Source organism: Methylobacterium terrae, assembly GCF_003173755.1.
In the GTDB taxonomy this organism is placed as follows: Bacteria; Pseudomonadota; Alphaproteobacteria; order Rhizobiales; family Beijerinckiaceae; genus Methylobacterium; species Methylobacterium terrae.
In genome coordinates, this window is the sequence record NZ_CP029553.1 from 2,653,988 (window position 1) to 2,673,731 (window position 19,744).

Annotated in this window: 23 protein-coding genes; 13 read left to right on the plus strand and 10 right to left on the minus strand. The window is 72.7% G+C overall.

All coding sequences use genetic code 11. The annotated features are described in order from the left end of the window. The first annotated feature begins 35 nt into the window (after positions 1–35). The 4 genes from DK419_RS11945 to DK419_RS11960 are packed head-to-tail and all read left to right on the plus strand — an operon-like array spanning position 36 to position 2,683. Positions 36–359, plus strand: a complete 324-nt coding sequence (locus DK419_RS11945; RefSeq protein ID WP_091888635.1) for an XdhC family protein — start codon at positions 36–38, stop codon at positions 357–359. Beyond that, the gene (locus tag DK419_RS11950; RefSeq protein ID WP_109959274.1) at positions 356–1,054 is read left to right on the plus strand and encodes an XdhC family protein; all 699 of its coding nucleotides are present in this window, start codon (positions 356–358) and stop codon (positions 1,052–1,054) included. The genes DK419_RS11945 and DK419_RS11950 overlap by 4 nt, the downstream gene beginning before the upstream one ends. Next, complete coding sequence (locus tag DK419_RS11955) at positions 1,051–2,085, plus strand: molybdopterin-binding protein (protein WP_109959275.1); 1,035 nt, start codon at positions 1,051–1,053, stop codon at positions 2,083–2,085. The genes DK419_RS11950 and DK419_RS11955 overlap by 4 nt, the downstream gene beginning before the upstream one ends. After that, a complete protein-coding gene (locus DK419_RS11960; RefSeq protein WP_109959276.1) occupies positions 2,078–2,683 on the plus strand; it encodes a nucleotidyltransferase family protein in 606 nt (201 codons plus the stop codon). The genes DK419_RS11955 and DK419_RS11960 overlap by 8 nt, the downstream gene beginning before the upstream one ends. Before the next feature lie 90 nt (positions 2,684–2,773). Here DK419_RS11960 and DK419_RS11965 read toward each other — a convergent pair whose 3' ends face one another. Together DK419_RS11965 and DK419_RS11970 are read right to left on the minus strand one after the other, a co-directional pair. Further along, positions 2,774–3,397 (minus strand): exopolysaccharide biosynthesis protein, encoded by a 624-nt coding sequence (locus DK419_RS11965; protein WP_109959277.1) that lies wholly within the window; start codon positions 3,395–3,397, stop codon positions 2,774–2,776. A gap of 361 nt (positions 3,398–3,758) precedes the next feature. After that, positions 3,759–4,028, minus strand: coding sequence for an usg protein (locus DK419_RS11970; RefSeq protein WP_093569550.1), 270 nt, complete (start codon positions 4,026–4,028; stop codon positions 3,759–3,761). A 398-nt stretch (positions 4,029–4,426) separates the two neighbouring features. Between DK419_RS11970 and bcsS the strand changes: the two genes are divergently transcribed. Continuing rightward, complete coding sequence (gene bcsS, locus DK419_RS11975) at positions 4,427–5,209, plus strand: cellulose biosynthesis protein BcsS (RefSeq protein WP_109959278.1); 783 nt, start codon at positions 4,427–4,429, stop codon at positions 5,207–5,209. Here the strand turns inward: bcsS and DK419_RS11980 are convergent. After that, entirely contained in the window at positions 5,132–6,748 is a 1,617-nt protein-coding gene (locus DK419_RS11980; RefSeq protein ID WP_109959279.1) for a cryptochrome/photolyase family protein, read from the minus strand. The genes bcsS and DK419_RS11980 overlap by 78 nt on opposite strands. Before the next feature lie 179 nt (positions 6,749–6,927). On the opposite strand from DK419_RS11980, the gene DK419_RS11985 reads away from it, so the two are divergent. Continuing rightward, the gene (locus tag DK419_RS11985) at positions 6,928–7,794 is read left to right on the plus strand and encodes a methionyl-tRNA formyltransferase (RefSeq protein WP_109959280.1); all 867 of its coding nucleotides are present in this window, start codon (positions 6,928–6,930) and stop codon (positions 7,792–7,794) included. 3 nt (positions 7,795–7,797) lie between these two features. Then, complete coding sequence (locus tag DK419_RS11990; RefSeq protein WP_109959281.1) at positions 7,798–7,983, plus strand: DUF2256 domain-containing protein; 186 nt, start codon at positions 7,798–7,800, stop codon at positions 7,981–7,983. On the opposite strand, the gene DK419_RS11995 is transcribed toward DK419_RS11990, so the two are convergent. Genes DK419_RS11995 through DK419_RS29425 form a run of 3 tightly spaced genes read right to left on the minus strand, consistent with a single transcriptional unit; the run spans position 7,968 to position 9,912 of the window. Continuing rightward, positions 7,968–8,834, minus strand: a complete 867-nt coding sequence (locus tag DK419_RS11995) for a metal ABC transporter permease (RefSeq protein WP_109959282.1) — start codon at positions 8,832–8,834, stop codon at positions 7,968–7,970. The two genes, DK419_RS11990 and DK419_RS11995, sit on opposite strands and share 16 nt — an antisense overlap. Continuing rightward, positions 8,831–9,754, minus strand: a complete 924-nt coding sequence (aztA, locus tag DK419_RS12000; RefSeq protein WP_245442920.1) for a zinc ABC transporter ATP-binding protein AztA — start codon at positions 9,752–9,754, stop codon at positions 8,831–8,833. Before aztA ends, DK419_RS11995 begins: the two co-directional genes overlap by 4 nt. Next, positions 9,751–9,912, minus strand: coding sequence for a hypothetical protein (locus DK419_RS29425; RefSeq protein ID WP_245442921.1), 162 nt, complete (start codon positions 9,910–9,912; stop codon positions 9,751–9,753). Before DK419_RS29425 ends, aztA begins: the two co-directional genes overlap by 4 nt. A 174-nt stretch (positions 9,913–10,086) precedes the next feature. Here DK419_RS29425 and DK419_RS12005 point away from each other — a divergent pair, with 174 nt between their 5' ends. Together DK419_RS12005 and DK419_RS12010 are read left to right on the plus strand one after the other, a co-directional pair. Beyond that, positions 10,087–10,599 (plus strand): Fur family transcriptional regulator, encoded by a 513-nt coding sequence (locus DK419_RS12005; protein WP_109959284.1) that lies wholly within the window; start codon positions 10,087–10,089, stop codon positions 10,597–10,599. Between the two features lie 119 nt (positions 10,600–10,718). Beyond that, a complete protein-coding gene (locus tag DK419_RS12010; protein ID WP_109959285.1) occupies positions 10,719–11,171 on the plus strand; it encodes a BLUF domain-containing protein in 453 nt (150 codons plus the stop codon). 77 nt (positions 11,172–11,248) lie between these two features. Here DK419_RS12010 and DK419_RS12015 read toward each other — a convergent pair whose 3' ends face one another. Further along, the gene (locus DK419_RS12015) at positions 11,249–12,745 is read right to left on the minus strand and encodes an undecaprenyl-phosphate glucose phosphotransferase (protein WP_109959286.1); all 1,497 of its coding nucleotides are present in this window, start codon (positions 12,743–12,745) and stop codon (positions 11,249–11,251) included. Positions 12,746–13,022: 277 nt separating this feature from the next. Between DK419_RS12015 and DK419_RS12020 the strand changes: the two genes are divergently transcribed. Next, positions 13,023–14,294, plus strand: a complete 1,272-nt coding sequence (locus DK419_RS12020; RefSeq protein WP_109959287.1) for an MFS transporter — start codon at positions 13,023–13,025, stop codon at positions 14,292–14,294. Positions 14,295–14,351: 57 nt separating this feature from the next. Here DK419_RS12020 and hmuQ read toward each other — a convergent pair whose 3' ends face one another. Beyond that, positions 14,352–14,672 carry a heme-degrading protein HmuQ gene (hmuQ, locus tag DK419_RS12025; protein ID WP_109959288.1) on the minus strand — a complete coding sequence of 107 codons (321 nt, stop codon included), beginning with the start codon at positions 14,670–14,672 and terminating at the stop codon, positions 14,352–14,354. Between the two features lie 437 nt (positions 14,673–15,109). Here hmuQ and DK419_RS12030 point away from each other — a divergent pair, with 437 nt between their 5' ends. After that, entirely contained in the window at positions 15,110–15,538 is a 429-nt protein-coding gene (locus DK419_RS12030; RefSeq protein ID WP_109959289.1) for a helix-turn-helix domain-containing protein, read from the plus strand. Between the two features lie 28 nt (positions 15,539–15,566). Here the strand turns inward: DK419_RS12030 and DK419_RS12035 are convergent, their stop codons facing one another. After that, positions 15,567–16,913, minus strand: a complete 1,347-nt coding sequence (locus DK419_RS12035; protein WP_109959290.1) for a cobyrinic acid a,c-diamide synthase CobB — start codon at positions 16,911–16,913, stop codon at positions 15,567–15,569. Positions 16,914–16,977: 64 nt separating this feature from the next. On the opposite strand from DK419_RS12035, the gene DK419_RS12040 reads away from it, so the two are divergent. Further along, positions 16,978–18,081 (plus strand): cobalt-precorrin-5B (C(1))-methyltransferase, encoded by a 1,104-nt coding sequence (locus DK419_RS12040; protein WP_109959291.1) that lies wholly within the window; start codon positions 16,978–16,980, stop codon positions 18,079–18,081. A gap of 63 nt (positions 18,082–18,144) precedes the next feature. Continuing rightward, positions 18,145–18,543, plus strand: coding sequence for a hypothetical protein (locus tag DK419_RS28560; protein ID WP_162561199.1), 399 nt, complete (start codon positions 18,145–18,147; stop codon positions 18,541–18,543). A 274-nt stretch (positions 18,544–18,817) separates the two neighbouring features. Here DK419_RS28560 and DK419_RS12045 read toward each other — a convergent pair whose 3' ends face one another. Next, a complete protein-coding gene (locus DK419_RS12045) occupies positions 18,818–19,702 on the minus strand; it encodes an HpcH/HpaI aldolase/citrate lyase family protein (protein WP_109959292.1) in 885 nt (294 codons plus the stop codon). Positions 19,703–19,744: the final 42 nt, after the last annotated feature.

Here is a 19,744-nt window from a genome sequence, read left to right on the forward strand (position 1 = left end):
TGTGAGGGGCTCACGCCCCTGGAGACGCTTGTCCGATGCTGTCGACAGATACCGACATCCTCGCCACCGCCGAGGCCTGGCGCGAGGCCGGCCGCGGCGTGGCCCTCGCCACCGTGATCGAGACCTGGGGCTCGGCCCCGCGCCCGGTCGGCAGCCACCTCATCATCGATCAGGAGGGCAACTTCCTCGGCTCGGTCTCGGGCGGCTGCGTCGAGGGCGCGGTCATCGCCGAGGCCGCCGACGTGATCGAGGACGGCCAACCCCGGGTGCTCGAATTCGGCGTCGCCGACGAGACGGCCTGGCGGGTCGGCCTGTCCTGCGGCGGGCGCATCCGCGTGCTGGTCGAGCCGGTCGCGTGAAGCTCGACATCCTGCGGGAGATGAACCGGGAGCGCGCCGCCCGCCGCGCCGTCATCCTGGTCACCGACACCGCCGACGGCACCCAGCGCCTGGTGCGCGAGGCCGAGGCCGGGGGGGACGTCCTCGCGCCCGAACTCGCGGCCCGGTTCCGCTCGGGCAAGAGCGGGATCGTCGAGGCCGAGGGGCGCTCGCTGTTCCTCACCGTGCAGGTGCCGCCGCCGCGCCTTGTCGTGATCGGCGCGGTCCATATCAGCCAGGCGTTGGCGCCCATGGCGCAGGCGACCGAGCTCGACGTCGCGATCATCGACCCGCGCACCGCCTTCGCGACGCCGGAGCGCTTCCCCAACGTCCCGTTGCTGGCGCTCTGGCCCGAGGACGCGCTGGCGCAGCTGCCGCCGCTCGACCGCTACACCGCGGTCGCCGCCCTGACCCACGATCCGAAGATCGACGATCCGGCGCTGATCGCGGCGCTGAAGGCCGAGTGCTTCTACGTCGGGGCGCTCGGCTCGCGGAAGACGCACGGCCGGCGCGTCGAGCGCCTGATGGCGGCCGGCCTGACCGGCGAGCAGATCGCCCGCATCGCCGCGCCGATCGGCCTCGACATCGGCGCCGTCAGCCCGGCCGAGATCGCCGTCTCGGTGCTGGCGCAGGTGATCGCGGCCCTGCGCCAGGATCGCCGCCGGGCCCCCGCATGAGGTTCGGGCCGGTTCCCGTCGCGGAGGCCGCCGGCCTCATCGCCGCCCACTCGGTCCGCGCCGGCGAGGCCGTGGTGAAGAAGGGCCGGGTGATCGGGCCTGAGGATGCCGCGCGCCTGGGCGAAGCCGGGGTTGCCGAGGTGGTGGCGGTCGCCCTCGAGCCCGGCGATGTCGGCGAGGATGCGGCGGCGGAGAGGCTCGCCGCCGCCGTGGCGGGGCCCGGCGTCGCCGTCGAGCCGCCCTTCACCGGCCGGGCCAACCTGCACGCGTCGCAGGGCGGGCTGCTCGTCCTCGACGAAGCGACGATCGCCGCCGTGAACCGCATCGATGAGGCGGTGACGCTGGCGACCCTGGTGCCGTTCAAGCCGGTGGTGCCCGGCGAGATGGTGGCGACCGTCAAGATCATTCCCTACGCGGTCCCGGGGGCTGTGCTCGACCGGGCGCTCGCCGCCGCCGCGCCGGCGATCCGGGTCGCGCCCTACCGGCTGACCCGGGTGGCGGCGATCTCGACCCTGCTGCCGGGCCTGAAGGCGAGCGTCGTCGACAAGACCCTGCGCACGCTCGACGCCCGCCTGAGCCCCGCCGGCGCGCGGATCGTCGGCGAGGCGCGGGTGCCGCACGAGGCCGGCGCGGTGGCGGAGGCCCTAGCCCGCGCCGTCGAGCGCGACGGGGCCGAACTCGCCGTGGTGTTCGGCGCCTCGGCCATCGCCGACCGGCGCGACGTGATCCCGGCCGGGATCGAGGCGGCCGGCGGCATCGTCGATCACCTCGGCATGCCGGTCGATCCCGGCAACCTTCTGCTGCTCGGCCGTCTCGGCCAGGGCTCCCCGGATCCCGTGCCGGTGATCGGGGCGCCCGGCTGCGCCCGCTCGCCCAAGGAGAACGGCTTCGACTGGGTGCTCCAGCGGCTTCTCGCCGGGCTCCCCGTCACCCGCGACGACATCGTCGGCTTCGGGGTCGGCGGCCTCCTGATGGAGATCGTGTCGCGGCCCCAGCCGCGGGCGGGCGGCGAGAGCGCCGACGATGCCTGAGCCGATCGGCACGGTGCTCCTCGCCGCCGGCCGCGGCACCCGCTTCGGCGCGAGCCCGAAGCTCCTGAGCCCGCTCGACGGCAAGCCGCTGGTGCGCCACGCGGCCGAGGCCGCCCTGGCGGGCGATCTCGGGCCGGTGGTGGCGGTGCTCGGCCACGCCGGCGAGGGAGTGCGCGCGGCGCTCGCCGGCCTGCCCCTGACTCTCGTCGAGAACCCCGACTACGCCGAGGGCCTGTCGACCTCGCTCCGCGCCGGCCTCGGCGCCCTGCCGGACACGGTCGCGGCGGCCCTGGTGCTGCTCGGCGACATGCCGCAGGTCGGACCCGACGTGCTGGTCCGGCTCGCCGAGGCGTTCCGCTCCGCCCCGGCCGCGCCCGCCGCCGTCGTGCCGGTGCGGGACGGGCAGCGCGGCAACCCGGTCCTGCTCAACCGCCGCCTCCTTGCCGAGGGTCTCGCGGGCATGACCGGCGATCGGGGTGCAGGCCCGTTGCTGGCGCGGCGCGACGACGTGCTCGAACTGGCGGTGGAGGATGCGGGCGTTCTCGTCGACGTGGACACGCCGGCGGCGTTGGCCGGGTTGTCCCGAACGCCTGTTTGAACGGACCAACCGAGAACGCATCCTGCTCGCCATCCCGGGGCCGCGCAGCGGAACCCGGGACGACGTGGAGGCGCGTCGGGCCGGTCGCCCTCAGGCCCCGGCCGCCGCCGCACCCAGGTTCAAGAGACCCATCACGGCGGTGAACACCGCGTAGACGAAGCCGAGGTTCAGGAGCACGCCCAGCACGCCGACGCCGAGGCCCGCCGCCACCACGACGCCGTCGCGCTCGACGAGGCCGAGGCCGACCAGGGTCACGGCGAGGCCGAGGGGAATCTGGCCGACGAGGGGAGCCGCGACGATCAGCACCAGGGAGAGCGCGAGCAGCAGCAGCCCCATGGTGCGCATGCCGATGTCGTTCTCGAACACCCGCAGCCGCGGCCGCGACCAGCGCTCGAGGCGGCGCAGCAGCGGCACCGCGCGCGACACCGCCCGCTGCAGGTCGGACCGGGCGATCGAGCGGCCGAGCAGCGCGCGCGGCAGCCAGGGCGCCGACATGCCGGCGGCGATCTGCGCCGCGACGAGCGCGAGGAGCAGGCCGCAGATCAGCGGGATGGGCGGCGGCATCGGCAGGCAGTTGGGCAGGCCGAGCAGCACGACGAGAAGGGCGAAGGCCCGGTCGCGCAGCACCGCCACGATGTCGCCGACGGTCAGCCGCTCGGTCTCCTGGGCGGCGAGGACGGTCAGGACCTCGGAGGTTCGGGCGAATTGCGTCACGGGGCTCTGGTCGTCCGGTGCCGGGGAGGCGCCCCCGGGCCGCAGCGTGGCGTCCTCGAACGAGGCCGCGGCACTCGCCGGCGGGATCGCGGCGCCCCGGGCCGGGGTCGCCCGGCCCCCTCTAGCCCACTCCGCCGCCCGGGCCAACCCGCGGGCATGGGTCGTCGCGCCTCGGTCGTGGCCGACCGGAAGGAGAGGGCCGAGCCGCCGCCGGAGCGGACCGGCCGCGGACAGGATGCGCCTGTGCATGGTTCACCGACGTGAGCGCCGCGCCGGAGAGCGCGGCCGTGAAGCGCCTCTCACACGGCCAACCGGGCAATCGTAGGGCAGGCGGCGAAAAAACTTCGCCGTGTCCCCCCGCTCAATGCAGCGTCAGAACCCCGTTCACGGCGCGGAACTCCGCCGGCTTGATCAGCTGGGAATGGGCCACCCGCACCGAGTGCAACGGTCCTTCGAGCTCGCGCTTCCAGAAATCCAGGAAGCCGGTGAGCACCGGGAAGCGCGGGGCGAGGTCGTAATCCTGCCAGACGTAGGTCTGCAGCACGCCCGGATGGTCGGGGATGCGGTAGAGGATGTGGGCCGTCGTCAGCCCGTATCCCTCGATCTGCTGGCGGAACTCCTTCGAGACCATGGAACCTCCTCAGCTTTCGACGATCCGTCTCGGGTGCCCTGCTGTGCGCGTCCTCGCCGCCGGGCCGCTCTCCGTTCTCGCTGGTCGTGCGCCGGCCCTTTGCCGACCAAGGGTCCGACGATGCGGTTAATCGATCGTTAAGCTCAAGCCGAAAGCATGGCTAATCCGTTGATTTTTCAAGTAATAGCAGCCTCCTCGGGTGAGTGCTGACACTTTTTGCGACGCGGACCTTCCGGGATCCATCGGGATGCAGGAGAGGTCTCGCGGCCGGGCTCCCGAACCGTCATCCCCCTGCGGCGAATCTTCCTACGACATCTGTGGCCTCGCCCAGGCCGCGGCTTGACCAGAGGTTAAATGGAAAAGATATTTCCATTGACGCAACGACGGGTCCGGCTGCCGTGCCTCTTCCTTCGGTCAGGCCGGCCCTTCTCTGCGTGGCGGCCAGCCTCGCCTGCCCGGGCGCACTGCGCGCCGACGAGCGCGAGGAGGTCCGGACCGTGCTGTTCGGGAGCCTGGATGCCGGCCGCTCGACCTTCGTCAGCGCCGGCGCGAAGGTCGCGCCCGGCGGGATCGACCGGGACGGTCTCGCGGCCATCGCCACCCTCGGCTACGGAATGCGGCCGGAGCGGGACTGGTGGGGCGACCTGCGCGGTCGGGCGGGCCTGCGCCCGCCCCGCACCCTGCGCCACACCGTGCAGGCCGGCGCGGTGGCGGGCTGGCAATGGGTGAGGGACTGGGGCGTGGCGGCGGTGTTCGTCGGGCCCGAGCTCGCCTTCGAGGTGCTGGACGGGCCCTGCACCCGGGGGCTGCCGGCACCGCGCGTCGGCGCGAGGGTGCAGGGCGAATTGTGGGCGCGGCCGAGCGAGGGAACGCTCCTGACCGCGACGCTGGTCGCCGGCACCGCCCGCTGGAGCGCCTGGGGCCGGGCGGCCTGGGGCATGCGGCTGCCGGAAGCAGGCCCGTTCGCCCTCGGTCGCACGTTTCTCGGTCAGGCCTATCTCGGACCGGAGGCCGCGCTCTACGCCGACCGTACCGGCTACCGGAAGTGGAGCCTCGGCCTTCACGCCACCGATTTCGCGCTCTCGACGGTGAGCCTTCGCGTCTCAGCCGGCTGGGTCTACGAGGAACAGGTCCGGCGTCCGGGCGTCTACGGCACGCTCACCGCCTGGATGCCCCTCTGACCCACTCGGGTCTGACGCGCTCAAGGCGTCGAGGAAGCGGGCGGCATCGGCCGCGATCTCGTCGCGCCGCGCCGCCGACATCCGGGCGAGCGTCCGGTACGGCATCGCCATCCGCGGGTTGCCGGCGAGGCGGTCCTCGTTCGCGATCAGGAAGTTCCAGTAGAGGTAGTTGAACGGACAGGCCTTCGGGCCGGCCTTCTTCCTGACGTCGTAGGCGCAGGTCCCGCAGTAATCCGACATCCGGTCGATATAGGCGCCCGACGCCGCGTAGGGCTTCGAGCCGAGGAGCCCGCCATCGGCCCACAAGGCCATGCCGTGGACGTTGGGCAGCTCGACCCACTCGTAGGCGTCGGCGTAGACGACCAGGAACCACTCCTCGACCTCCGCCGGGGCGAGGCCGGCGATGAGCGCGAAGTTGCCGAGCACCATCAGGCGCTGGATGTGGTGAGCATGCGCGTAGGTCTTCGTGTCGCGCACGCATTCGGCGAGGCAGGCCATCCGGGTCTCGCCCGACCAGTAGAACCACGGCAGGGGGCGGGTGGCGTCGAGGGCGTTGGTCTCGGAATAGTCCGGCATCCGGGCCCAGTAGAGCCCGCGCACGTATTCGCGCCAGCCGAGGATCTGGCGGATGAAGCCCTCGACCGCGTTGAGGGGTGCCGAACCCTCGCGCCAGCGGTCTTCCGCCGCGCGGCACACCTCCTCGGCGTCGAGGAGGCCGAGATTGAGCGCCGGTGCGATCAGCCCGTGATACAGGAACGGCGTGCCGGCCCGCATCGCGTCCTGGTAGTCGCCGAATTCGGGCAGGCAGGCGTCGAGGAAGTGCGAGAGCGCCGCGAGCGCATCGGCGCGGCTGACCGGCCAGGCGAAGGCGTCGAGGTCGCCGAAATGGTCGGGGAAGCGGCGGGCGACGAGGTCCATCACACCCTGCGTCACCGCGTCGGGCGGGAAGCGCAGCCGGTCGGGCACCGCGTGGCCCGCGGGCAGGCGGCGGCGGTTGTCGTGGTCGAAGTTCCAGCGCCCGCCCACCGGCTCGCGCCCCTCCATCAGGAACCCGGTGCGCCGGCGCATGGCGCGGTAGAAGGTCTCCATCCGCAAGGCCTCGCGCCCCTCGGCCCAGCGGGCGAAGACCGGGCGCGGGCACAGGAAGCGGGTGTCGTCGCGGATCTCGACCGGGATCCCGAACCGCTGCTCCCAGTCCCGCATCATCGCCTCGACCCGCCACTCGCCGGCCTCGGTGACGACGATCCGGCCGGGCCGGCGGCGGGCGACGGCCCGCTCGAGTTCCGTCGTGAAGGAGCCGGTGTTCCCGGGATCCTCCAGCGCCACGTAGTCGACCGCGACGCCCCGCGCGCGGAGGTCGGCCGCGAAGTGGCGCATGGCCGAGAAGACCAGTACCAGCTTCTGCTTGTGGTGGCGGACATAGGTCGCCTCCTCGGCGACCTCGACCATCAGCACCGTGTCGGCGGCGGGATCGAGGTCGGTGAGGCTGGCGAGCCGGGGATGGAGCTGGTCGCCGAGGACGAAGCGGAGGATGCCCAGGGGATCAGCCCTTCGCGCAAGGATGCGGGCATTCGTCGAGACCGCCGCGGAATGCCATTCGTGCCATCGCGGCTCCCCTTCGGCTGCCCGTCACCCTAACTAGGCCGAGCCGACGCCCCGGCGCCGGGGCGGGCCGAACTGACGCAGGGGCCGGGATCGGGCCGGCAAGGAGCCGTGACGTGAAATTCGCCTTCGCGGGAATCGATTTCCTCGGCGGTGTGTTCGAGGCCCTGGCGGCCTCGGGCTGGCAGCCGATCAAGCTGTTCACCCGCCCCTGCGACGGGATCTACGACCAGAACGACGCCGTGGTGGCCCTCGCCCGGCGTCACCGCGTGCCGATCCAGCTCTCGCGCATCCGCGTCGCCGACATCGAGGCGCTCTCGGCCGAGCACGGCCGCGACTGGGCGCTCGTGGTGGCGGGTTACCCCTGGCTCATCACCGGCTGGCCGGGCCGGGTGCGCTACGCCCTCAACATCCACCCCTCGCCGCTGCCGGACGGGCGCGGACCCTACCCGCTGTTTCGCGCCGTCCTCGATTCCTACGAGAGCTGGGGCGTCACCGCCCACGTGCTCGCCGAGGAGGGGTTCGACACCGGCGACATCCTGGCCCAGGAGCTCTTCGCGCTCTCGCCCGCCGAGACGCACGAGACCCTGCTCTCGCGCTGCCAGATGGCGGCGATGCGGCTCGCCCGGGGGCCGATCGCCCGGGAGCTGCCGGCCCGCTGGCGGTCGGCCGAGCCGCAGGGCGACGGCGCCTACTGGCCCCGGGTGAGCGACCTCGACCGCACCCTCGACTGGCGCCAGCCGGTCGAAGCCATCCTGCGCCGGGTCCGGGCCTTCGGGGCGATCGAGACCCTGGCGCGGGTCAACGACAACCGGATCTTCGTCCAGGAGGCCCACGGCTGGACGGAAGCCCACCGCCACGCCCCCGGCACGGTGGTGCACGCCTATCGCCGCCAGATCGTGGTCGCGGCCCGGGACGGCTACGTGCAGATCACCCGCTGGAGCAGCATCGCGCTCGCCGACGCGGGCAAGACCGGGCGCTAGAGCATGCCGAAAATGCGCCGCAAGGGCGACCTGCCGCAGAAGACCTGCCCGCAATGCGGCCGGCCCTTCGCCTGGCGCAAGAAGTGGGAGCGGGTCTGGGACGAGGTGCGCTACTGCTCCGACGCCTGCCGGCGGGCGGCCCACCGGGGCGAGCCGCCGGTGACCGACGCGCCTCACGCCTCGAGGTGACGGGCCGGGAACAGCCGCCAGACCAGGCCGCCGCGCGGCCCGAGCAGCATCGAGGCGAGGTAGAGCACCCCGGCCGAGAGCACGATCGCCGGCCCGGTCGGCAGGCCGGCATGGTAGGAGACGAGGAGCCCCGCGACGCTCGCGACGAGCGCCAGCACGACCGAGGCCGGGATCAGGCCCGTGAGGTCGAGGGCCCAGAACCGGGCCGCGATCGCCGGCAGCAGCATCAGGCCGACGGCCAAGAGCGTGCCGAGCGCCGCGAACCCGCCGACGAGGTTGAGCACCACCAGCGCCAGGAAGCCGTAATGCACCGGCCCGCTCGCCCGCCCGACCGAGCGCAGGAACAGGGGGTCGACGCATTCCATCACCAGCGGCCGGTAGGCGACCGCGAGGCCCGCGAGCGTCACGGTCGCGATGCCGCCGAGCAGCATCAGGGCGTCGTCGTCGAGCGCCAGCACCGTGCCGAACAGGATGTGGAGGAGGTCGATCGACGAGCCGCGGGCCGAGATCAGGAGCACGCCGGCGGCGAGCGAGATGAGGTAGAACGCAGCCAGGCTCGCATCCTCGCGCAGGACCGTCGAGCGGGCGACGAAGCCGGAGAGCAGGGCCACCGCGAGGCCGGCGACGAGGCCGCCGAGCGTCATCGCCGGCAGCGACAGCCCGGCCCACAGGAAGCCCACCGCGGCGCCCGGCAGGATGGCGTGGCTCATCGCCTCGCTCATCAGGCTCATCCGGCGCAGGGTCAGGAAGACGCCGACCGGGGCCGCACCGACCGACAGGGCGACGCAGCCGGCGAGCGCCCGGCGCATGAAGGCGAACTCGACGAAGGGCGCCGTGAGGAGGTCGATCACGCGGCGTGCCCGTGGGTGTGACGATCGTGCGGCCCGTGCGGACCGTGCTCGTGGGCTCCGTGCTCGTGGGCTCCGTGCTCGTGGGGTCCGTGCTCGTGGGCCCCGTGCTCGTGGGCCCCGTGCTCGTGGCCCCCGTGCGCATGGGCCCCGTGCTCATGGGGCCCGGCGGCGGGCGCGCGGCAGACCGGCGCCTCCTCGTCCCAGGCCTCGCAGAGGCGGCGGGCGCGCCGGAGGTTGTCGGCCGTCAGCACCTCGCGCGTCGCGCCCCAGGCCACCGCCTCGCGGGCGAGCAGCAGGGTCTCGGGGAAGTGGCGGGCGACCTGGTCGAGGTCGTGCAGCACCGCCACGACGGTGCGTCCCTCCGCGTGCCAGCCGTGGACCAGGGCGAGCAGCTCGTCGGTGGTGCGCGCGTCGATCGCCGCGAACGGTTCGTCGAGCAGGATGACGCGGGCATCCTGGAGCAGGACGCGGGCGAACAGGGCGCGCCGCAGCTGGCCGCCCGACAGGGTGCCGATCGGCCGCCGCTCGAAGCCGGTGAGCCCGACCGCGGCGAGCGCCGCCTCGACGGCGGCCCGGTGGCCCTTGAGCGAGCGCCAGGGCCCGACCCGGCGCCACAGGCCCATCGCCACGAGGTCGAACACGCCGATCGGGAAGGCGCGGTCGATCTCGGCGGCCTGGGGCAGGTAGGCGATGTCCTGCCGGGCGAGCCCCGCGCGGACCACCTCGCCCTCGAGCGGCCGGATCTCGCCCATGATGCCCTTGAGCAGGGTCGACTTGCCGGCGCCGTTCGGCCCGACCACCGCGGTGAGCGAACCGGACGGAATCGTGCCGTCGAGGTGATGGACCGCCGGGTGGCGCGCGTAGCCGAGGGTGAGGCCGCGGAAGACCAGCGCGCCGCCGGGTGCTGGAACTGCGCTCACGCCATCGCCCACCCGATCAGGGCCCAGACCGCCGCCGCGAGCCCCGCGGCGACCGCGAGGCGCGGCGCCAGCCCCTGCCGCAGCAGCGAGAACGGCGCCGGGAGCGGGCGCGGAACGGCGGCGTCGGCCCGCGGGGCGGGGCCATGGTGATGCGGCATCGGCGAATCGCGGCTCGGGTTCCGGCGCGCCCTCGGCGGGCGCCGTCGCGGACCCCATATGGTGGGCGGCCGGCGGCCGCGTGAAGCGCCGATCGTTACACTGTAACAGGCGGGGCCTGTCAACCGCCGCCGGGTTGGGGTAGGACACGCGGGGCGCCGGGAGGTTTGGAGCGCATGGACGAGCACGGCACCTGCGGGCACCACGGACACGCGCACGGCGACTCGCACGGGCCTGCCCGGACGGCCGACCTCGTCGCGCGGGCCGAGCGGCTGGCGCAGGATCTCGGCCTGCAATTCACGGCGCTCCGCCGCCGCACCCTGGAAGTAGTGGCGGAGGAGGGGCGCCCGCTCGGCGCCTACGACATCGCCGAGCGCCTGAGCGCCCCGGGCAAGCGCGTCGCCGCGGTCTCAGTCTACCGCGCCCTCGACTTCCTCACCGAGCACGGCCTCGTCCACCGCATCGCCAGCCGCAACGCCTTCGTGCCCTGCGAGCACGGCCACGGTGCCGGCGAGAGCGCGGTGTTCCTGATCTGCCGCAGCTGCGGCAGCGTCGACGAGACGATCTCCGCCGAGATCGAGCGCAGCCTCGACCGGACGCTGGCGCAGGCCGGCTTCAAACCGGCGAGCCGGATCGTCGAGATCGAGGGGGAGTGCGGGGCATGCCAGGGGCGGGGGGAGCCCGGCTGAGGAGCCGCCACCGGGTTCCTGTTAGAGCATCCTTAGGGTGGTACTCCTATGGTGTATCCGACGGCGATCGCGGGCGCCCTGTCGGGCGCGGATCCGCCGCCGGGAAGTCGGGGCTCCCCATGATCCACCAGCTCGTCTACTACAGCCGCAACACCGTTCCGGGCGGCGACCGCGCCATGTTGACGAACATGCGCGAGATTCTCACGGTCTCGCAGCGCAACAACAGCCGGGACGGCGTCACCGGCTTTCTCATCTTCGACAAGACCTGGTTCGTGCAGATCCTCGAGGGCGAACGCGTCAGGGTGACAGGAACCTACGACAGGATCGCGCGGGACCCGCGCCACATCGGTGCGGCCGTCATCGACGTGCGCGACGTGCCGGCGCGGTTGTTCCCGAACTGGACGATGGGCGGCGCCATGCGCACGCCGGAAGTGCAGGAGGTCTACCTCCAGCACGGCTTCGGCGGCCCGCTCGACCCCGTCCGTCTCAAGTCCGGTCAGATCGTCGACCTGGCCCTGGATCTTCAGGCCTTCGAGGCGAGCCGCCGGCAGGGACAGAGGCTCGCGGGCTGACACCGTCGCCGGATCCCGCCGCGCGGGCGGGGAGGAGGAGGGCGCGAAGACTTCCTCCGTCAAGAAGACTTCCTCCTTCAATACGCGTTCCGGAACGCGCTCCTGGCCACCACCGTCATCACCAGGATCCGGAGGTCGAACCATAAAGACCAGTTGTCGATGTAGAACAGGTCGTGCTCGACGCGCCGCTGCATGTCCGCATCCGTGAGGGTTTCCCCGCGCAGGCCGTTCACCTGCGCCCAGCCGGTGATGCCCGGCCGCACGTTGTGGCGCCGCGCGTAGAGGGCGATGCGGCGCTCGAAGCTGCGGTCGTGGGCCACCGCGTGGGGGCGGGGGCCGACGAGGGACATGTCGCCCCGGATCACGTTGAGGAGCTGGGGCAGCTCGTCGAGGTTGGTGCGGCGCAAGATGCGGCCGATGCGGGTGATGCGGTCGTCGTCCCGGGTCGCCTGGCGGAAGGCGCCGCCGGCATCCGAGCGCATGCTGCGGAACTTAAACACCCAGAACGCCTCCTGGTTGAAGCCGTAGCGCTTCTGGCGAAACAGGCTGGGCCCCCGGCTGTCGAGGCGGATCAGGATCGCGATCAGGGTGAGCAGCGGCGAGAGCGCTACCAGGGCGAGCGAGGCCACCACGACGTCGAAGCTGCGCTTGGCGGCGATCTCGAGCGCGGTGAGGGGCGCGCGGCCGACATTGATCCCGGTCAGGAGCCCGACCCGGCCGAGGCGCACGTCGCTGAAGCGGTCCATCACCCGGCCCGGGCGCAGGTGCAGGGCGACCGGCACCCGCAGGAAGGCGTCGACGCAGGCCTCCAGGTCCTCGACCTCGGCCCAGGGCACCAGCACGAACACGTCGTCGGGCCGCAGGAAGCGCACCACCGACACGCTGAGGTCGAGATCCTCGGCGAGCTGGGCCCGGCGCCCCTCCGGGTCGGTGCCCGGGGGGGCGCTGCGCAGGGTGCTGACGCCGATCACTCGCAGGCCGAGCGCCGCGCTGTCGTGGGTGGCGTAGAAGCTCGCGACGTCGTCCTCGTAGCCGATCAGGTGGATGCGGCGGGCGGAATCCGAGCGGGGGGTGATGAGCCGGCGCACCACCGCCACCGTGACGACGCGCACCGCGACGAGGGCCGGCAGGCCGGTCAGGAAGGTCGCCAGCGCCGCCGCGCGGGAATGCTCGCCGGTGGTCTTGCTGAGGAAGCCGAGCACCAGCACCACCGCCCAGGCGCCGAGCCAGAGGCTGACGGTGCGGCGCAGGTGGGGCGCGCGGGCGAGATAGTTCTCGATGCTGTACTCGCCGCGCGCGACGTTCGGCAGCACCACGAACAGGCCGAGGAACAGCCCGACCGCGAGCGAGGGTCCGAGATCGGGCTGCCGCTCGTAGGAGACGAGGTGGTAGGTCACCTCGCAGGCCAGCCCGGTCAGCGCCACGGCGGCGAGCTCGGCGACGGCCGCCCCGCCGGCGATCGCGACCCGCAGGGCGGCGCGGCCGCGGCGCGGCAGCAGCGCGTTCCAGACCGCGCGCGCCTCGGACGAGGCGAGGTCGGCGCCGTCGTCCCCCGAGAACCGTTCGTGTCGCATGGCGAGATGACCCGTGACCGCGTCTGTGCCGGGGTGGGACGGCCCGGGCCGGGACCGTGCCGTTTCCGCACGCTCCCCGGGCCGCCGCCGGCTGGTTGCCGGTCAGGCAGCAAGCCCGGGACCGGGGCATCCCGGCCCCGCGGCCCAGCCCTGCGGCCGCGGACGGGACGGGGCGCCGCGGCGGGTGTATGGGAGGCTGGCCGAGACCCCCGGTTCCCACGGGCGATCCGGCGGGTGCGGCCGGATCGCGGACCGCCAGGGGGGGAGCGCGAGAGCGATGGATGCGCGTGCGAGTGAGGGCGGCGTGGCCGTCGAGGCGCCGGTGAGCGGGCCGCCGCTGGTGGAGCCTGCGACCCGGGGCGTGCCGGCGGCGGCGGGACCGGCGGCCCTGGTGCTCGGGGGCTTGAGCCTGTCGCACCTCCTCAACGACATGATGCAGTCGCTGCTGCCGGCGATCTACCCGCTGCTGAAGCAGGCCTACGCCCTCGATTTCGGCCAGATCGGCTTCCTGACCCTGGCGTTCCAGCTCACCGCCTCGCTGCTGCAGCCGGTGGTCGGGCTGTTCACCGACAAGCGGCCGATGCCGTTCTCGCTCGCCACCGGCATGCTGCTCTCGCTCTGCGGCCTGCTGCTCCTGTCGAATGCCGGCTCCTACGGCCTCCTGATCCTGGCCGCCTGCCTCGTCGGGCTCGGCTCGGCGATCTTCCACCCGGAGGCCTCGCGGGTCGCCCGCCTCGCCTCGGGCGGGCGCTACGGCCTGGCGCAGTCGGTGTTCCAGGTCGGCGGCAATGCCGGCACCGCGCTCGGGCCGCTGCTGGCCGCCTTCATCGTGGTGCCGCTCGGGCAGCGCAGCGTCGCGCTGTTCGCGCTCGCGGCGCTCGCCGGATTCGTGGTGCTGAGCCTCGTCGGCCGCTGGTACCGCGAGCGCCTCAGGGCCGGGGCGGCCCGGGGCAAGAAGGGTGGCGCCGCCGGCCGCGACCTGCCGAGGGCCAAGATCGTCGTCACCATCGCGGTGCTGCTGGTGCTGATCTTCTCCAAGTACTTCTACATGGCGAGCCTGAGCTCGTACTTCACCTTCTACCTCATCCACCGCTTCGGCGTGTCGGTGCAGGAATCGCAGCTCTACCTGTTCGTGTTCCTGGGCGCGGTCGCGGCCGGCACGGTGGTGGGCGGGCCGATCGGCGACCGGTTCGGCCGCAAGGTCGTGATCTGGGGCTCGATCCTCGGCGTGCTGCCCTTCACCCTGGCGCTGCCGCACATGAACCTGTTCTGGACCGTGGTGCTGACCGTGCCGATCGGCCTGATCCTGGCCTCGGCGATGCCGGCGATCCTGGTCTACGCCCAGGAGCTGCTGCCCGGGCGGGTCGGCCTGGTCGGCGGCCTGTTCTTCGGCTTCGCCTTCGGGATGGGGGGCCTCGGCGCCGCGGTGCTGGGCGAGCTCGCCGACCGCACCAGCATCGAGTTCGTCTACGGAATCTGCGCCTTCCTGCCGGCGGTGGGCCTGCTCGCGGCCTTCTTGCCGCGCCTCGAGGCGCCCCAGCCGGCCTGAGGCGGCGGCCGTCGAAACACCGAAGGGGGCGGCGCCCGTCCGCCCCCGCGCCCGGGATCAGGCGTCCCGGGCGACGGTCTGGATCGCCTCGAACCCCTCGAATTGCGGGTGGCCGAGGTAGAGCGGGCGCGTGCCCGGGGCGCGGCTATGCGCCTTGCGGAACTGCTCGGAGCGTGTCCAAGCCTCGAAATCGGCCTTGGAGGACCAGACCGTGTGCGACGCGTAGAGAACGTGGTCCTCGGCCTCAGGCCCGCGCAGGAGATGAAACTCCACGAAGCCCGGCATCTCGCCGAGATGGCTGTCGCGGCCGAGCCAGACCTGCTCGAAGTCTTGCGCGGCGTCCTTGTAAACCTTGAACCGGTTCATGGCGATGAACATGCAGGGCGTCCTTGCCGAGGGTCGGGCCAGGCCGGGGAGATGGGAGCCGTTCCGCCATCGGCAAGGTGACTCATCCGGTCGGCCTAGGCCCGATCGGAACGCGACCTGCGTCGGCAGTGGAGCTCAGTATTTTTTCCATCTTTGTTCCCTTGGGGAATTCGCTCGGAGCGTGTAGACGTGAGCTTGGTTGCATGGCAGACCCGCATCCGCGCGGTCGGCTCGGCAACAAGGCGATGCGGACGGGCGGCGCGGGGGGCCCTCGTCTCGGGACGGCCGCCCGGATCGCGGCCGTCGGCATGGGGTATGGAGACCATCCGCGAGGGCGCCGGTGCGAGGCCGCATCGGCGGGTCGCGCGGGCACGAACGACGCGGAGCGGCGGTCCTCCGAGGTTGGGGAGGGGGCTGCCGGCAAGCCAGAACAAAGACGTTGAGGACCGATGCCCAAGCAAACCACTGAGGTCGACCGGCTCGTCGGAGTCCGCATCACGGCCCTGCGCAAGGCCAAGGGCCTGAGCCAGACGGCTCTCGGCAACGCCGTCGGCGTGACCTTTCAGCAGGTGCAGAAGTACGAGAAGGGTCAGAACCGCGTCGGCGCCGGGCGCCTGCGCGAGATCGCCCGTCTGCTCGAAGTGCCGGTGTCGGCCTTCTTCGAGGACCAGACCGGGGCTGAGAACGGCGACGACAACGTCTTCGGCTTCCTGAGCGCGCAGGGCGCCATCGAGCTGCTGCGCGCCTACGTGCAGATCGAGGACGAGCAGCTGCGCCGCGAGGTGCTGGCGATCGTGCGCTCGGCCGCCCGCCTCGGCCGCTCCGCGGCCGCCGCGAGCGCCGCCGACGCTTCCGATGGCAGCGCTGCCGCCGAGTAGTCCCCGGGACGCTGCCACCGGGCCGCGCTTACCGCAGCCCGACGAGGTGGAAGAAGCTGCCGCTGACCCGCCCGCGCCGGTGCCCCGCCGGCCCGAGCGGGCGCCCCTCCGCGTCGGTCACCTCCGCGAGTGCCTCGCCCGGGCCCGGCGCGGGCGTGACCTCGCTGGCATAATGGAACTCGTGGCCGACGAGGCCCTGCCCGGCGGGTCCGAGGGCCCCGGTCCCGAGGAGCGTCGCGATCCGGTAGCCGAGATGCAGCCGGCGCCGGGCGTAGGAGGTCGCGACCGGCAGGAGGCCGGCCATGCGGTGGGTCGCGCCCTCGGCATCCTCCAGGCTCTCGCCCAAGACCATGTAGCCGCCGCACTCGCCGTGGACGGCCTTCGTCTCGGCGAAGGCCCTCACGCCGTCGAGGAAGCGCGACGCGGCGGCGATCCGCCCGGCATGCAGCTCCGGGTAGCCGCCCGGCAGCCAGCAGGCGTCGCAATCCGACGGCGGCGCCTCGTCGGCGAGGGGTGAGAACGGCACGATCTCGGCCCCGGCCGCCCGCCAGCCGGCCTCGAGATGCGGGTAGACGAACGAGAACGCGGCGTCGCGCGCCACCGCGAGGCGCTGGCCGGGCGGCGGCGGCAGCTTCTCGAGGGCCTGCGGCAGCTTGCCGGGCGCGGGGTCCGGGACCCGGCCGCCGGCGGCCGCCACGACGGCGTCGAGGTCGATCGAGGCTTCCGCCAGATCGGCCAGCCGGTCGAGGCGCGCGTCGAGGTCGGCGGTCTCGCCGGCCTGGATCAGGCCGAGATGGCGCTCGGGCAGGACGAGCGCGGCCTCCCGCGGCACGGCGCCGAGCACCGTCACGCCGATCCGGTCGAGGCCGGCCTCGACGAGCCGCCGGTGGCGCGGGCTCGCGACCTTGTTGAGGATCACGCCGGCGAGATGCAGGCGCGGGTCGTAGGCCCGGACGCCGAGCGCCGTCGCGGCGGCCGATTGCGCCGCGCCCGAGACGTCGAGCACCAGCACCACCGGCCAGCCGTAGCGGGCGGCGATGTCGGCATTGGCGCCGCTGCGGCCTTCCTCCGCGACGACGCCGTCGAACAGGCCCATCGAGCCCTCGGCCAGGATCAGCTCGGCTGCCTCGCCGGCCCGGCCCGCCACCACGTCGAGGAGGGCGCCGTCCATGGCGAAACTGTCGAGGTTGTAGCTCGGCCGCCCGGTGGCGGCGGCGTGGAAGGCGGGGTCGATGTAGTCCGGCCCGCATTTCGCCCCGGCGACCGCCAAGCCCCGGCGGCGCAGCGCCCGCAGCAGCGCGAGGGTCACGGTGGTCTTGCCGGAGCCCGAGCGGGCGGCGGCGACGAGGAGGCCGCGGGCGGGATGGGCGGTCACGGGGGTTCCATCTGTTCACGGGAAGGCGCATTCACCGCGCCGGCCCGGGGTGATACCACGCCGCATGGATGAGACACGACCACGGGAGGCCTTGCGCCGCGGCTGGACCACCGGCGCCTGCGCGGCCGCCGCCGCCAAGGCGGCCTATGCGGGCCTCGTCACCGGCCTCTTTCCGGACCCGGTCGAGATCCCGCTGCCGAGCGGCGCCCGCCCGGCCTTCGCCCTGGCGCGGACCGGGACGGTGGCGGATGGCGCGCTCGCGGGCGTGGTCAAGGATGCCGGCGACGACCCGGACGTGACCCACGGGGTGCTGATCCTCGCCACCGTGCGGCGCGGGGCGCCGGGCTCCGGCGTCGCGTTCCGGGCCGGGCCCGGGGTCGGCACCGTAACCCGGGCCGGGCTGCCGCTCCCCGTGGGCGAGCCGGCGATCAACCCGATGCCCCGGCGGATGATCGCCGCGGCTCTGGCGGAGGCGGCCTCCGCCCTCGGGGGACCGCCCGACGTGGTCGTCGAAGTCGCGATTCCCGGCGGCGAGGTCCTGGCCCAGAAGACCCTCAACCCGCGGCTCGGCATCGTCGGGGGCCTGTCGGTGCTCGGCACGACCGGGGTGGTGGTGCCGTATTCCTGCGCCGCCTGGATCGACAGCATCCATCGCGGGATCGACGTCGCGCGCGCCGGCGCCCTCGACCACGTCGCGGGCGCCACCGGCTCGACCTCGGAGGAGGCGGTGGCGCGCCTCTACGGCCTGCCGCCCCAGGCCCTGATCGACATGGGCGACTTCGCCGGCGGCATGCTGAAGTACCTGCGCCGCCACCCGGTGCCGCGGGTGACGGTGGCGGGCGGCATCGCCAAGATGGCGAAGCTCGGCCACGGCCTCCTCGACCTGCATTCCCGCTCCGGTCCGGTCGACCTCGCCTGGCTGTCGGAGCGGGTGGTCGAGGCCGGCGGCGCGCCCGACCTCGCCCGGCAGGCGGCCGGCGCCAACACCGCCCTCGAGGTGCTGCGCCTGGCGCAAGCACGGGAGCTGCCACTCGCCGACCTCGTCGCCCGCTACGCCTGGGCGACGGCGGCGAAGGCCCTGTCGGGCTCGGGGAGTTCGCTCGAGGTCGTGGTGTTCGACCGCGAGGGCGGGCTGGTCGGGCGGGCGCCGTTTCATCCGGTGGGGTGAGGGGCAGACCTCGCAAAAAATTAGAGCGTACGATAGCGGCGTACGGCCGGTGACTTGGATAATATGCACCTTCTCCGCTCGACTTTCGCCAGCAATCCCTTCAAGCTCCGCCGGCCGAAAAGCTTAGAGATTGTTTATCAGATCGTTATTTTAATGTTTGTATCAGGTATGATATTAGAGTTATGGTCTGCTTATTATTCGTTCGATTGTCGTGATCTGCATCGCCCTCGAGCAGACAGTTGCTACCCGTGGGGAATGACCGAGGGGCCGCTCGAAGGCGGCAGCTGGAACCATTTGAACAAGGATATTTATCTGAAATCCCATGTAATTTTCATCGCCTCTCTGCTCGCTACAATCGTTGCTCCGTTTTTCATGCGGACCCCATGGCACACACTGGGCGTCGTGCTGCTGATTTACCTGTTTGGACTGTATGCATCGGAAAGCGTAGCAAGCCTGTTTTGAAAAGTCGCACACGAACCGCGTTTCGCCCACGCCGTCCAGGGCCGACGGCTTCTCATACGATTTCCGGCTGATCGCTTCGCGATGCGGAAATCGGCTTCGCTCAAGCGCCGCGCGGGCTGGTGATACGAGATCCGGAAGTAATCTTCCGGATCTCGTATCACGCCCTCGACCGGCCCGGCGCACAGGTCGTTCCCCCGGATCGCGCCCGAGGGATGGCGGACACCCTGGCGTCGAGGGTGTCGACGACAGGGCGCGACCGTGTCTCTACCGCTCCTCACTGCCCCTTGGCGGCGATCGCCTCGGCCCAGGCGACGGAGCGGCGGGCCATCGGGATATGCTGGCGCTCGAACATGCGGCCGTTGATCTGGATCGCGCCGCGCCTGGCGTTCTCGGGCCGCTCGAAGGCCTCGATCACGCTGCGGGCGACCGCGACCTCGGCCTCGGTCGGCGCGAAGGCGGTGTTGGCGAGCGCGACCTGGCTCGGGTGGATCAGCGTCTTGCCGTCGAAGCCGAGGATTCGGGCCTGCTCGCATTCCTCGCGGCAGCCGTCGAGGTCGGAAAAGTTGTTGTAGACGCCGTCCAGGATGGCCAGCCCCTCGGCGCGGGCGCCGGCGAGCGCGGTCATCAGCCACGGCATCATCGGGGCGCGGCCGGGCACGATCTGCGTCCAGGTGTCCTTGGCGAGGTCGTTGGTGCCGAGCACGAAGCAGGTGAGCCGGGTGCCCGGGTTGCGCCGCGCCGCCGCGATCGCCTGGATGTTGAGGATCGAGGCCGGGGTCTCGATCATCGCCCAGATCTTGATGCCGGAAGGCGCGTCGAGGGCCTCGAGCCGGTCGGCGATGTTCTCGAGCACCGCGGGCGAGGACACCTTCGGCATCAGGATCGCGTCGGGCCGCGCCTCGATCGCGGCGCGCAGGTCCGCCTCGCCCCACGGGGTCTGGGGGGCGTTGACCCGGATGATCAGCTCGCGGTCGCCGTAGCCGCCCTGGCGCACCGCGGCGCAGACCTGCTCGCGCGCCACGTCCTTGGCGTCGGGCGCCACCGCGTCCTCGAGGTCGAGGATCAGGGCGTCGGCCGCGAGCGTGCGCGCCTTCTCGAGGGCGCGCAGGTTCGAGCCCGGCATGTAGAGCACGCTGCGGCGGAGGCGGAGGTCGATCATCGCGGGGTTCCCTTGCGGTCGTCCCCCCTGCTTAGTGCAGCG